Origin of the sequence: Halanaerobium polyolivorans (assembly GCF_020711195.1) — a bacterium.
Lineage (GTDB): Bacteria > Bacillota > Halanaerobiia > Halanaerobiales > Halanaerobiaceae > Halanaerobium > Halanaerobium polyolivorans.
The window spans coordinates 112,134-125,414 of sequence record NZ_JAJFAT010000007.1 but is presented as its reverse complement, the minus strand read 5'-3'; the positions used below and the strand labels follow the sequence as shown (position 1 = coordinate 125,414).

13 protein-coding genes are annotated in these 13,281 nt (G+C 32.2%); 1 reads left to right on the top strand and 12 read right to left on the bottom strand.

What is annotated here, in order from left to right:
* Positions 1–112: 112 nt before the first annotated feature.
* The 5 genes from LJ207_RS06550 to LJ207_RS06530 all read right to left on the bottom strand — a co-directional run bounded on the left by LJ207_RS06550 (position 113) and on the right by LJ207_RS06530 (position 5,294).
* Entirely contained in the window at positions 113–739 is a 627-nt protein-coding gene (locus LJ207_RS06550) for a GntR family transcriptional regulator (protein ID WP_229345357.1), read from the bottom strand.
* A gap of 164 nt (positions 740–903) precedes the next feature.
* Entirely contained in the window at positions 904–1,356 is a 453-nt protein-coding gene (gene mntA, locus LJ207_RS06545) for a type VII toxin-antitoxin system MntA family adenylyltransferase antitoxin (RefSeq protein WP_229345356.1), read from the bottom strand.
* Between the two features lie 25 nt (positions 1,357–1,381).
* Positions 1,382–3,232 carry an excinuclease ABC subunit UvrC gene (uvrC, locus tag LJ207_RS06540; protein WP_229345354.1) on the bottom strand — a complete coding sequence of 617 codons (1,851 nt, stop codon included), beginning with the start codon at positions 3,230–3,232 and terminating at the stop codon, positions 1,382–1,384.
* A 228-nt stretch (positions 3,233–3,460) separates the two neighbouring features.
* The gene (locus tag LJ207_RS06535; RefSeq protein WP_229345348.1) at positions 3,461–4,513 is read right to left on the bottom strand and encodes an AfsR/SARP family transcriptional regulator; all 1,053 of its coding nucleotides are present in this window, start codon (positions 4,511–4,513) and stop codon (positions 3,461–3,463) included.
* A 169-nt stretch (positions 4,514–4,682) separates the two neighbouring features.
* Positions 4,683–5,294, bottom strand: coding sequence for a hypothetical protein (locus tag LJ207_RS06530; protein WP_229345346.1), 612 nt, complete (start codon positions 5,292–5,294; stop codon positions 4,683–4,685).
* Between the two features lie 358 nt (positions 5,295–5,652).
* Between LJ207_RS06530 and LJ207_RS06525 the strand changes: the two genes are divergently transcribed.
* Entirely contained in the window at positions 5,653–7,212 is a 1,560-nt protein-coding gene (locus tag LJ207_RS06525; protein WP_229345345.1) for a PTS sugar transporter, read from the top strand.
* 97 nt (positions 7,213–7,309) lie between these two features.
* Here LJ207_RS06525 and LJ207_RS06520 read toward each other — a convergent pair whose 3' ends face one another.
* The 7 genes from LJ207_RS06520 to LJ207_RS06490 all read right to left on the bottom strand — a co-directional run bounded on the left by LJ207_RS06520 (position 7,310) and on the right by LJ207_RS06490 (position 13,154).
* Positions 7,310–8,029: a glycerophosphodiester phosphodiesterase gene (locus LJ207_RS06520; RefSeq protein ID WP_229345343.1), complete on the bottom strand. Its 720-nt coding sequence runs from the start codon at positions 8,027–8,029 to the stop codon at positions 7,310–7,312.
* Positions 8,030–8,120: 91 nt separating this feature from the next.
* Positions 8,121–8,528 carry an MgtC/SapB family protein gene (locus tag LJ207_RS06515; RefSeq protein WP_229345341.1) on the bottom strand — a complete coding sequence of 136 codons (408 nt, stop codon included), beginning with the start codon at positions 8,526–8,528 and terminating at the stop codon, positions 8,121–8,123.
* Positions 8,529–8,567: 39 nt separating this feature from the next.
* Positions 8,568–9,848: a TRAP transporter large permease gene (locus tag LJ207_RS06510; protein WP_229345340.1), complete on the bottom strand. Its 1,281-nt coding sequence runs from the start codon at positions 9,846–9,848 to the stop codon at positions 8,568–8,570.
* A 26-nt stretch (positions 9,849–9,874) separates the two neighbouring features.
* Entirely contained in the window at positions 9,875–10,411 is a 537-nt protein-coding gene (locus LJ207_RS06505; protein WP_229345338.1) for a TRAP transporter small permease, read from the bottom strand.
* Between the two features lie 101 nt (positions 10,412–10,512).
* The gene (locus LJ207_RS06500; protein WP_229345331.1) at positions 10,513–11,541 is read right to left on the bottom strand and encodes a C4-dicarboxylate TRAP transporter substrate-binding protein; all 1,029 of its coding nucleotides are present in this window, start codon (positions 11,539–11,541) and stop codon (positions 10,513–10,515) included.
* 60 nt (positions 11,542–11,601) lie between these two features.
* A complete protein-coding gene (locus LJ207_RS06495) occupies positions 11,602–12,336 on the bottom strand; it encodes a glycerophosphodiester phosphodiesterase (protein WP_229345329.1) in 735 nt (244 codons plus the stop codon).
* A 239-nt stretch (positions 12,337–12,575) separates the two neighbouring features.
* Complete coding sequence (locus tag LJ207_RS06490; RefSeq protein WP_229345328.1) at positions 12,576–13,154, bottom strand: glycerol-3-phosphate responsive antiterminator; 579 nt, start codon at positions 13,152–13,154, stop codon at positions 12,576–12,578.
* Positions 13,155–13,281: the final 127 nt, after the last annotated feature.

Here is a 13,281-nt window from a genome sequence, read left to right as displayed (position 1 = left end):
GATCAACTAAAACTAATTTTATACAAGTAAAATTATTACAGTTTGAAATTAGTTCAATTTATTATTGCAATTTAGTATTATAATATTATTGATTGAATTGCAAGTTTATTTTTTATTCACTTTTTTTCATTTCAGCATCTTCAGCAATTTTGACTCGATCAAGATGCCTATATAAAATACTACAAGCTTTTTCTATATTTTCTTCTAATATACTATCTATTAAATCTACATGTTCTAGCCTGGAAGTTTCAGATCTTTTATAATTTAAGTAGCTAAAAAGCATTGTATAATGGTTTATCATCTTTAAATAACTATCTATCAAATATTCATTCTGAGAAGCAAAAATAATTTCTTTGTGGAGGCTGGTATCATAACTGCTAAAATATTCTTTATTCCCATTTTGAAAACCATTTTTTAGTTCAGCTATTTTTTCTTTATCAATTTCTGTAAAATAATTTTTTAGACAATATAACTCATGCATTTTACGAACTTCAAGAATATCATTAACCTCTGCTTCAGAGAAGTTTTTAACAAAAAATCCAACTCTCGGCTTATTTTCTACTAAATCTTCATTCGCCAGTCGCCGCAGTGCATCTCTAACAGGCATTAAAGAAATATCATGTTCTGCTGCAATTTTTCTTGTATTTAGTTGTTCACCAAGTTCTACTTCTCTATTCAATATCTTCTTTTTTAACATTGAATAAACTTGATCTGTCAAACTTTCTTTATTTATAACCATAATAACACTTCCTAAATTTTATGTGATATATCAGATTCTCTATATTACATATTCAACACGGAAGTTAAATCTCCTGCAAAAAAATAAAAAAATTATAAAAAGTCCAAAACAACTCTCATGAATTCTTTAATATCATCTATATTATTTTTGATAATTTCATACCTTTAATCTGACAATCTTTCTCTCATTTTTTGATAATGAAGCTTTTTAAAATAATTAAAATCAAAGTATTCTTTTAAACTTTTAGAAAAATAACTTGCATAATCAAAATCATCGCTCATATATATTTTTTTCCCATACTTTAAAACCTGAAATTTTAATAATGGTTTAGCGGAATTTAATAAGATTATATCAGTTTCTATTCCAGTTAATTCAGCAAAATAATTAGATAAATTTATTCTAAACTCTATCATATTTATTTTTGAAAAAAATTCAGATTTCAATAAAAATGCTAAATCTAAATCACTTTTCGAATTATAATCTTCTCTGGCTCGTGAACCAAATAATATTATAACTTCTATTTCCTCAAAAAAGTCTAATTCTTTGCTTAGTTCCATTATTTTGCTAATTAATGCATTTCTTTTGATCTCACTCTGACTTAATTTATTCGAAACCATTATTTTCACCTCACTAAAAACTTCATCAATAAGCTCGCATATTTTCTCTTAGATAATCGTAAATCTTCCGTGCTGTCTTAGCACTAATCCCTTCAACTTCTTTTAACTGCCATATTTTTGCTTCTCGTATTTTGGCTAAAGAGCCAAAGTGCTGTAAGAGAGCATTACGTCTTTTCTCTCCTACCCCCGGAATCTCATCCAACATGCTGTGGGTTAATCTTCTGGAGCGAAGTTTGCGGTGATAGCTAAGAGCAAAACGATGAGCTTCATCTCTTACCCTCTGCAGCAGCTGTAAGGCAGGTGAATGATGAGCTATAATTATTGGTTCACTTTGACCAGGTTTAAAGATTTCTTCTTCTTTTTTGGCCAGACCTATTATTGCTAGGTCTTCAATTCCCAATAATTCTAGCACCTCATAGGCTGCACTTAACTGTCCTTTACCACCATCAATTAAAATCAAATCGGGTAGTTTTCGATCTTCTCTTAATAATCTGACATATCTTCTTTCTACAACTTCTTTCATACTGGAAAAATCATCAGGCCCTTTAACACTTTCTATTTTAAAACGGCGATAATCCTGTTTAGAAGGACGGCCATTTTTAAAAACAACCATTGAGGCAACAGTATCTGTTCCCTGGATATTAGAAATATCAAAGCCTTCTATATAATGGGGCTCTTTTTCCAGTCCTAAGATTTCTGCCAGTTTTTTAACTGCACCTGAGGTTCTTTGTTTTTCATATTTGCTCCTGATATCTTCTTTTTTAAGGTTTTGGGCAGCATTTTTTTCTGCCATCTCCAGCATCTTTTTCTTATCTCCCTTTTGGGGCCGCAGTATTTTTACCTTTTTAGATTTTAAAGCTGCCAGTCTTTCTTCTAAAAGCTCTTGATAAGCTAGCTCTGTATTAAGCAGTAATTCATCAGGTATTCCTGCTGCCTGCTCATAATACTGCTGTAAAAAAGAGCCCATCATTTCTGCCTTGCTTTCTTCTTCTGTACCCTGGAGAATAAAATATTCCTGACCGATCAAACGACCATTTCTAACTAGGAGTAGTTGGGCACAGGCTAAATCATTTTCACCTTCTACCAGAGCTACTACATCCTGATCTATATTTTTATCAGACATTACCTTCTGGCTTTCACTTAATTTGGCAAATGCCTGAAGAGCATCCCGAAAACGAGCTGCTTTTTCATAGTTTCTCTGCTGAGCAGCTTTTTCCATCATTTTTTCAACTTCTGCTTTTAATTCTTCCTGTCTGCCTGATAAAAAAAGCATAACCTGATCAATTAATTCATGATATTCTTCTCTGCTGACAGCTCCAATACAGGGTCCAAGACATTTATCAATATGATAATTTAAACAGGGTTTAGCCTCAGGTTGACCGGCAATAATTTCTTTTTTACAGCTCCTCAGCTGAAAAATATCTTTGATCACATCTAAGGTTTTATAAATTGCATCAACATCAGCAAAAGGGCCAAAATATTCTGCCCCATCATTTTTAACCAGTCTTGTTTTAAAGACCCTTGGAAAATCAAGATTTTTAGTTACTTTTATAAAAGGATAGCTTTTATCATCTTTAAGTCTAATGTTAAATTTAGGCTGATGTTTTTTAATTAAATTAGCTTCTAAAATATATGCTTCAACTTCTGTATCAGTTATTATATAGTCAAAATCATAAATATAGTTGAGCAAAAGCTGGGTCTTATAACTTTGATTGTTTTTACGAAAATATGACCTGACCCGACTGCGCAGTGATTTTGCCTTACCAACATAGATAATCATTCCTGTTTCGTCTTTCATCATATATACACCCGGTTGAGCGGGAAGTTCTTTTAATTGTGCTTCAATTTGTTGATTAGTTATTTGCTCATCTTTCATTTTTCGACCCTCCTTGGAGCAAGCCACGAGGTTTGCGAGCAGACTTTCACTCTATCACCTAATAATTATTTTATATTTTATAGTAATTTATCTTAATTATACTTGATTGAGCTTGATTTATCAATTCACTGCAGAGCTTGAAGTACTTAAGCAAAAAAATTACCAGCAGTATAACTGCCGGCAAAATATAATAATCGAATTTAAGCTATTTTTCAAAAAATATTTTTTTTAAATTATTAAATACATTTCTTCATCTATATGATCTTCTAGTTCTGCAAGCAGTTCATCAGCTTTTTGTCTATTTCCTTCCCGCTTATAAATATTTATCAATTTATTATAAACCGATTCATCCTTACAGTTTAAATCAATAAGTGTGGTTAGTACATTTTTTGTAATTGTATTCTGGCCAACTGCCATAAAATAATCTGCAGCCTGAATTAAAGCTTTTTTAATCCTTTTTTCAAATTCTTTTCTATATTTTTTACACCAATCAAAATCATCAGCAGCTAAATAGCTGTCCTGATATAGGTTTAAAAGCTGATAAACTCTATATTTATTTTTTATCTCTTTTTTTAGCAGCTCTTCAATTTTAATAAAATCAACTTCAATTTTCTTTAAATCTATTCTATAGCTGTCAGCTTTTGCTTCTATGAGATTATCAAATCCATATTGATTGAATATTTTGCGGAGTTTTAAGAGTGTTGCCTGAAATAATACTTCACTCTTTTCTCTTGCCCAAAGTTCTTCGATAATTTCAGCTCTGCTTAAATATTGACCTTGATTATGGAGCAGAAAGGCAAATAGCTCTTTAGTTTTTAGATCAGGCCAGTTAAGCTCAAGCTTATTTCTATCGATATCATAGACTTCTATTTCTCCCATAGTTTCTACATATAATTCGATTAAAGAATCGCTTTTTTCGTTTTCTATTTTAATCTCCTCAATCACTGAACTACATTGCTGTTCGGAAAAAGGCTTAGATAGATAAAATAGTTCTTTCTTTTCTAAGATTTCTATAAAATCATGGTCTTTAGAGCTGATAAAGATAAAATTCAGTTTAGGGTATAGATCCAGCAATTGCTCTACCAAAGAAAAAATGTAATCCTCATTATTATCTATCTCGAGAAAAAGAATATCAACTTCACCTTCATTTTCTCTTAGATAGTCAAAAAGCTTTTCTTTAGAATGAAAGAGCTCTAAAATTTCAAGACTTTTATTTTCAACAGCTAAATTGCTTGTCAGAACATTATTTTTCTGGTTTTTACCATAAAACAGGGACTTCATCCAGCTCACCTCGCTTTTTTATGAATTTAGTTGCTATTTTAATAAGTATTAATTAAATAATCAGATATTAACAATAATTATTAATACTTAAGTTTAATTATATAGTTAATTACTTAACTATACAAGTAATTTATTAACTTTATCTATAAAATTTCAAAGATTTAATCAATTAGCAGATTTTTGACTCAATATCTGCAATTATTTCTTCCCAATCTCCCCGCCAGTTTTGCTTTTTTGCTTTTTTTGCTAAAATCAAAGCCTGCTCAAAATCACCCAAATCTAATTTAATCTTAATCAAAGTCTCATAACCTTTATGAGCTGGATAAGTAAAATCTTCATTTGTCTTATTTAAAGTTTGCAATTTTTCTGCTATATCTGCAGATAAAGTGATCTGTTTTTGACAATAATTGATTATTTTATCACTTGAATAAAGATGACTGTCCTTATATTTTTCAAGGGTAGAAATTATAATCGAATAGATTTTAAATAATCTATTTTTATCTTCTGTCAGCTCTGCCGATTTCTCAAGTAAAAGCAAGGCCATACTGATATGTTTTTCAGTGTTTTTTGTAAAAAGATTTCCGGCAAGTAAATATAAAAAATCCCTGGCTGGATGATCAGCAAATTTCCTTTTTGGGCAAAACAAGGCTTTATTTCTACTGATCATATATTCTCTCTGCTCTTTGTTAAAAGTATTTTCCCACCAATCATTTAAATTATATTTTTCTAACATATTAGTTTTTTTAGAATGATGATTAGTTTTTAGTTTAAAAAAGCTCATTATGAACCTCCTTTTTAAGTTGATTAAATTGATTTTATTATTAATTGCTTTTGGCAACTTAAACAAAAAGAGCAATATTCGACAATAATTTTTTAATAATTAATTATTTCGTTATTATTCGGCTTTATTCGATAATATTTTACAAATAATAATTATATAGTAAGATATTTACATTTACTTATTAATATTATACTATTTAAAGTGCAAAATAACAAGCATTATTTGAAATTCCTTAAGTATTATTGTATATTAATTGAATTTATTGGAAGTTAGGGGTATAATGGATATTGTAAATAATATTTTAGTCAATTAAATCGTTAAATTAATAAAGCTAAATATCATTTAAGGAGGAGATCTAGTGAAAAATATTGCAATTTTAGGTAGTAGTGGAGGTAATCTATATAATGCTGGGGGAAAGAATCCGAGCAAGTTAATTGAAGAAATAGAAATTCAGGCTAATGCAGCAGGAATAAATATTGCAGCTGTTCAATTTGTAGGGGCCAATAAGTCGATGGATAATCTTAATCAAAAAACCAAAGCCAGACTTTACAGCTGGGATAATGAAAAACAAAGGCTTGAAATTTCGCCAGAACAAGAAATTACAGCTGTTAATCAAGAGGCTGCAGAAGCAGACAAAAAAATTGCAGCAATGATAGAAAATGAAGAAATTGATGCTTTAATATTGGTCAGCTGTGATCCAGATGGGGTTAATCAAAAAGCAATTGAAGCTGCTGCAGAAAAAAATATCCCTGTAGTAGGGACCGGTGGTAGTTCAATGGCTGAGGTACAGTATTTAGGTGCTAATGTTATTTCTACTTCTGGTACAACAGGAACCACCAACAGGACCAGAGCTGTTGCAGCAATACAGGCTCTTTCTAAACACTGGAATATTAAATATAAGCCTGCAATAGGTTCTTCTGAAGCTTCAAATTTAACTCTTGAGCAAAATATTTGGCAGAGAATCAGTTTCAGAGGAATAATGATGGCAGCTTTACCTGGTTTTATTGCCATGGCAATCACCTTAGCTTTAAGTAAAATACCAGCTTTTGCTCCTTTGGGTGATGCTTTTGATCTTTTGATCAATGCTTTACCTGTAATAATTGCAGCTATAGCTGCTAAACAGGTATCAGGTCTGGATGAGGTTGGTATAGTTGCCGGAATAGTAGCTGGTGTATTATCTACAGATGGAGGAATAATCGGTGGCTTAGCCGGTGGTATTTTGGCAGGTATTTTAGCCCTCTATTTTATAAGGCTAACTTTAAGTTTAAATTTCCCCGGCACAACAGCCAATATTGTGGCTGGAGGTATAGCAGGTTTAAGTGCTGGATTTTTAGTCTTTTTTATCTTAGCTCCTTTTACTCTTTTTCTGGGGAATGGAATTAGAGATTTAATCGAAATGGCTTTGAATTATAATGCTATTTTAGCAGGTGCTCTGGCTGGCTTTTTAATTTGGCCGGCAATTATTGGTGGGGTTTATCATGCAGCAATACTGCCAATTGTACTTTTAGAAATGGAACAAACAGGATCTAGTTTCCTCGGTGCTATAGATATGACAGGTTTAGTCATGGTTTCAGCTGGTATTACCCTGGCCAATATTATAGCTCCTAAAAAGAAAAATGAAACAGCAATTGCTTTACCCGGCTTTTTAATCAACATGGGCTTTGGAACCTTTGTTGAAGCATCTTATCCATTTATGTTTTCTGATAAATTGGTTTTTGCAGGAGCAATGATTTCCGGAGCTATTTCTGGAGCCTTTGTCGGTTTTTTAGGTGTAAGAGGAACAGCTTATGTACCTTCTTTTTCTGCTCCTTTTCTGTCTAATAATGGAATCGGTTTTGCAATTTCTATGGCTGTAGCCTTAGTTTCTTCTTTTACTTTTACCTTTATCGCCAACAAAGTAAAAATGAAAAAAAGATGATACCATCCTATAAGCATCAATTTGATAGCTTAAATTTAAATCAGGTACCACCAGATATCAATATTTAACTGGTGGTACCTGCTATTTATAGATACTTTTATAATCTATCTGGATAATCACTAATAATTCCGTCTACATCTAAATTAGAAACCTTTTTGATATCTATTTTATCATTAACCGTATAAGTAAAAATATCATAGCCTGCTTTTTTCATTTTTTCTACCCTTTTTTCATCTAAAGTACTATAGAGCGGATGAAATGATCTAAGTTTAAAATCCAGAGATTCTGCATAAGCAATTGGATCAATAAGATTAGCCAGATAAATAATTCCTAGATCAACCTCTTCACTTATTTGAGCAAATCTCTGTAAAGAATGATGATTAAAAGATGAAATAACTACCCTCTCTATCATTTCATATTCCTTTAAAAGTTCATAAACTTTTTCTTCTAAACCAGGATAATCTATGTATATATTCTTAAGTTCTATGTTTAAAAATATTTCATTTTCCTGCAGCATCTGCAGTAGTTCTTTTAAAGTTACTATTTGCTGTTTGGGATATTGATTTGCTTGATTATTATTTGTAATTTCTAGTTTTTTTAATTCTGCATAACTATGCTCACAAACTAAGCCCTCACCATTAGTTACTCTCTGCAGTTTTTTATCATGAAAGATAACAACTTCTCCATCACTGCTGAGCTGCACATCAACTTCTAGACCACCACAGCCCATTTCTATAGCTTTTTTAAAGGCCAGCATAGAATTTTCGGGGTAGATTCCACTTGCCCCTCTGTGAGCAATATTTATTATTTCTGTCATTTTTTTATCATCCCCTTGTTTGATAAATAGCAGCTGCCCTAAAAGACAGCTGTTACTTATCATAATATGACTATATCAAGAATTTAAATCTTTAATGGAAAAAGGAACTTAAAGCCAGGGTAGAAAGGATTACTAAAGTGGCAACAATAGCTATAAAATAATAGCCCTGTCCTACTGCAATACCCAAGCCTGAAACTGCCCATAAACCGGCAGCAGTTGTAAGCCCTTTTACCTTATCTTTATGTTTTATTATAGTACCTGCTCCAATAAAGCCAACTCCACTTACTACCTGAGCCACGATTCTTGCTGCATCTGCATAAGCATCGGTTGGACCAAGATCAATTGCTAATCTATATGAAGATATCATAATCAAACAGGAGGTAACAGCTACAAGTATATTGGTTCTCATTCCAGCTGCTTTATCTCTGGTCTGCCTCTCATAGCCTACAACTCCACCTATTAAACCAGATAATATAATTCTCATTGTATATTCTAACAAGGTTTTAACCTCCTCTTGTTCTTTTCAGATAATTATTATTTAAAACAAATTAGGTAAAAACATTACTATAGCAGGCAGATAAGTCACAACTAATAAAGCAGCTATCAAGGCCATAATAAAGGGAATAACCTCTCTGACAAAATCATTGATCGCCACCCCAGTTATACTGCAGGAAGTAAACATCATCGAACCAAAGGGTGGGGTAATACCTCCAATCATGATATTAACTATAGCTATTACTCCAAAGTGGATTGGATCTACTCCTAAACCTGTCACTACAGGTACCAATAAGGGAGCTAAGATAATTAAAGCTGCTCCACCTTCTAAAAACATTCCTACAATAAGGAAGAGTACATTGATTAATAAGAGCATTAAGACTCTACTTTCAGTTGCTCCTAACATAAAGGCTGAAATAGCCTGAGGAATCATTTCCCAGCTCATATAATAACCAAACACAGATGCTGCAACAATTATAAACATAACTGTACTGGTTCCATAAACAGTATCTTTTAATATAATAGGAAAATGTTTTAATTCCAATTCTTTATAGACAAATAAACCAACTAAGGTGGTAAATAAAACTGCTATCGCTCCTGCTTCAGTAGGAGTGAACATCCCAAATCTTAGCCCTAAGATTATTCCAAAAGGTAAAAACAAAGCCCAAACTGATTCTTTAACCTGAATTAAAATTTCTTTTAATGAAGCTTTTTTTTCCCGAGAAGGTTTATAACCTCTTTTATTTGAAATAACTGCTACAGTAAACATTAAGGTTGCAGCCATTATTATAGCAGGAGTATAACCAGCGATAAACATTTTTCCAACAGAAACATTAGCAATTAAAGCATAGATAATCAAGTTTATCCCAGGTGGGATAACAGGTGCAATTGCAGATGAGGCTGCAGTGATTGCAGTAGAAAAAGCTTTATCATAACCCCTCTTTTCCATCTCTGGAACAAGAATCTTACACTGCATAGCTGCATCAGCATTAGCAGAACCAGAAATACCTCCCATTAAAGTACTCAAAACTATATTAACCTGGGCCAGACCACCTGTCATGTGACCTGTTAGAACATCTGCCATCTGCATCAACTTAGAGCTGATTCCTGAATAATTCATTATTGTTCCTGCCATTATAAAAAAGGGAATTGCCAGCAGGGGAAATGAAGCAGTAGCACTAATAAATCTTTGCAAAACAAGATCTACCGGCATGCCCACATTTATAAAGGCAAAATACGAAATAGCCGCTGCAAATAAAGCAAAAGCTATAGGAATTCCTGTAAAATATAACAAAAATACAACAGCAACTGGAGCATATTGCATTAAAACCATCCTCTCTTTTTAAATTATTATATAACTTCTTCTTTGATTTCAGTATTTAATTCCATTTTTTGTTCAGCTCTTCTAAGTTTTTTCTCTTTTTCATCACTAATAAAAATCAATAAATTTTTAACAAAAAAATGAGCGGCATGAAAGGTCATAAGTGAAAATGATACTAAAAGAGCTGTACTTACAAAGGCTGATGAAACACCCAAAACTGGTGTTGGTCTACCAACAGTTTCTCTAACAAAAATAATACTTAAATATGCGATATAGCCGTTTATTAATACCATAAAAAAGTTTATCAACATTTTACTCAGTTCTTTTAACTTTTCTGGAACAATTCTAGTTAATAAATCAATCCCTATATGCAATCTCTTTTTATAAGCAGCACTTGCCCCTATAAAAACACTCCAAACAAAAGAATAAGTTGCAACCTCTTCAGTCCAAAAAATGCCAGAATTAAAAATATAACGCATAATAACGTTTATAATAACGAGAATCACTGTAATCGATATAAAGAAACAACTTAAATATTCTTCAAAATTTTTAATAAGTTTTTTCATAATTTTTTCTCCTCAATTAATTGAATAATTAATATTGTCCTAACAGAATCCAAATTTAATTTTCATCTGTTAGGACAAGAAGTAAATAAGACTTTATATTCTTAGTGAGTTGCTAGATCTTCACGAATAATTTCTAACTCAGCTTGTAGCCTTTCATAAATATCATCACTAAAGCCAGGGAAAGTATCATAAATACCTTCAGTAGCTTCAACAAAAGCATCATAATCTACTTCATTAAACTCTACACCATAAGATTCTAATTCTTCTACTACATCAGCATGCTGTGAGTCAAGTAGTTCAACCATGTGAACTGCACCTGAATCAAATTCTTCTTGAATTATTGTCTGATATCTTTCTGGAATACTATCCCAAACATCTGTGTTGATATAGACTCCACAGGCTCCTAAGAAATGACGGGTAAGGGCAACATTTTGTCTTACTTCATGAATACTATTACCTATATTTGTGAACTCTGAACCTTCAATACCATCTACAACACCCTGCTGCATAGCTGAAATGGTTTCTCCCCATGGTAATGGAGTTGCATTAGCACCCATAGCATTTAAAGTATCAATGAAAAGTTGACTTCCTGGAACTCTAATTCTTAAACCTGATAAATCTTCAGGTGTTTCAATAACTTCGTCTGTAATAACATTTCTGAATCCAAATACATAATCAAGTGATAAAACTTTAATATTATGTTCTTCTGCTAATTCTTCTTTAAGTTCTGCAACAAGATCTGTATCTGTCATAGCTACATATTCGTCAAAACTACTGTAAAGCATTGGTCCAACCATAGCTGTAAAATCTGGTACATAATCTCCTATGTAAGTTGGATCTTCTACAGAAATAAAGTTAGCTCCTCTTGCAACCTGTTCTACACCATCTTTATAAGCAGCAATCTGGCCCTGAGGGAATGTTTGAATATTAATAGCACCATCAGTTTTTTCTCTAATGCTGTCTGCAACCAAATCCATCGACTTTGTCAGCTGTTCCTCTGGACTAAAAACATGGCTTAATCTTAATGTCAGCTGAAAATCATCATCTGCTGAAACCATAGTTCCACCTGCACCTATTAAAAGAACACCTGTAAATAAAACTACTGCCATAACTAAACTTAACTTTTTCATTTTTTTCCTCCTTGTTAAATCCTTTTTATTTTTTAAAAAATTACTTAAAATTATATAAATTTAGCTTAATAATTCTTTTAATCTATCTGGATAATCAGTAATAATGCCATCTACTTCTAATTCGATCATCTTTTTAAGTTCTTTTTTTGCATTGACCGTATAAGGATATATTTCATAGCCAGCGGCCTTGATCCCCTCTACCACTTCTTTATTCAAAGTCTTGGCAGCAGGATGGAGTGATCTGATTTCAAAGTCTAAGAAATCAGCATATCTCTCTGGCTTAATCAGAGTTGTCATATAGAGTATTCCCAGATCAACTTCCGGGCAAAGTTTTGCAAATCTTTTTAATGAATAGTGGTTAAAAGAAGAAACTATAACCCTCTCTACCATCTGATACTTTTTAAGCATCTGACAAACCTTTGCTTCCATTCCCGGATAATCAAAGAGATCATTTTTGAGCTCTAGATTTAATATAATATCATTTTTCTGCAGCATTTTTAATAATTCTTCTAAAGATAAAATTTTCTGCACTCCATATTTTCGCTCCTCATTATTATCCCTTATCTCTAGCCTTTTTAGTTCTGCCCAAGTGTAGTCTTTTAAAAAACCTGAGCCATTACTAACTTTATCCAGCTCTTCATCATGAAAAACCACCAATTTTCCATCTCTGCTCAGCTGTACATCTATTTCGAAAGCATCACAGCCCATTTCTACAGCTCTTTCAAAAGCCAACAGAGAATTTTCTGGATAATAACCACAGGCTCCCTTATGGGCAATATTTAATATTTCAGGCACACCTCTTTTCACCTCCCTTGATAAATTAGGGCATAAAAAATCCCTATCTGTTTAATTAGGCATAGTTCGGGTCATGGCTGCTTACACTTTCTAAACAGTCATTCTAATTAAACAAATAGGGCTTCTCTGATTCACCTATTGTATTTATTTTATTTTGAATATTTAAAATAAAACAAAAATTAAATACGACAAATACTATTATAGGGAGTATTTGCTTGATTGTCAAGAGAAATCCCAAATTATTTTATAATTTTTTTATACCGCCAAAGGCTTTTGTTGCTGGAAGATATAGCTACTGCCCCTGCTGAAAGGATATCATCAACATCTCTTTTTTCTTTGATCATACCTCCGGCAATAATGGGCTGTTTAATCTTGCGCCTTAATTTGCTGGCCAGACGGGGATAAACCAAACCCGGTAAGATCTCTATCATATCTGGTTCAGCATCTTCGATTATTCTTAAGGTCTTATCAAAGGCAGAAGAATCGATGATAAACAATCTTTGAATAGCGATTAAATTTTCTTCTTTTGCCATTTTGATCAAATATCCCTTTGTTGAGACTATTCCATCGATCCCTGTTTTCCTGGCTAAATATCTAATCCCATATTCATCTCTACTGATTCCCTTGAACAGATCAATATGGAGAAATATTAAAAGATCTTTTTGTATAGCAAGATCGATCATTTTTTCTACATAAAGAATATCTGCATCAAGTATTAAAATAGCATTTATATTTTTTGGCACCTTCTGAATATCACTTAAACTTTTTACAGCTGCAATGATAGGTGACTTTTTTAATAATGATTCTGTATAAAGCATTAAAATTATCCTCTCTAAGTTTGGAAATATACTGCAGACGCTTGTATATAATATCATAATAAGTGAAAATTTACAAGATTTTATCGATAAAAAATAAGGCTCTGCCAAATTTAAATCGACAGAGCCT

Bases quoted from the DNA above. Each gene is read 5' to 3' on its own strand.
- LJ207_RS06535 (WP_229345348.1), bottom strand. From the start codon at position 4,513: ATGAAGTCCCTGTTTTATGGTAAAAACCAGAAAAATAATGTTCTGACA.
- LJ207_RS06530 (WP_229345346.1), bottom strand. From the start codon at position 5,294: ATGAGCTTTTTTAAACTAAAAACTAATCATCATTCTAAAAAAACTAAT.
- uvrC (WP_229345354.1), bottom strand. From the start codon at position 3,232: ATGAAAGATGAGCAAATAACTAATCAACAAATTGAAGCACAATTAAAA.
- LJ207_RS06510 (WP_229345340.1), bottom strand. From the start codon at position 9,848: ATGCAATATGCTCCAGTTGCTGTTGTATTTTTGTTATATTTTACAGGA.
- LJ207_RS06505 (WP_229345338.1), bottom strand. From the start codon at position 10,411: ATGAAAAAACTTATTAAAAATTTTGAAGAATATTTAAGTTGTTTCTTT.
- LJ207_RS06520 (WP_229345343.1), bottom strand. From the start codon at position 8,029: ATGACAGAAATAATAAATATTGCTCACAGAGGGGCAAGTGGAATCTAC.
- LJ207_RS06490 (WP_229345328.1), bottom strand. From the start codon at position 13,154: ATGCTTTATACAGAATCATTATTAAAAAAGTCACCTATCATTGCAGCT.
- LJ207_RS06550 (WP_229345357.1), bottom strand. From the start codon at position 739: ATGGTTATAAATAAAGAAAGTTTGACAGATCAAGTTTATTCAATGTTA.
- LJ207_RS06500 (WP_229345331.1), bottom strand. From the start codon at position 11,541: ATGAAAAAGTTAAGTTTAGTTATGGCAGTAGTTTTATTTACAGGTGTT.
- mntA (WP_229345356.1), bottom strand. From the start codon at position 1,356: ATGGTTTCGAATAAATTAAGTCAGAGTGAGATCAAAAGAAATGCATTA.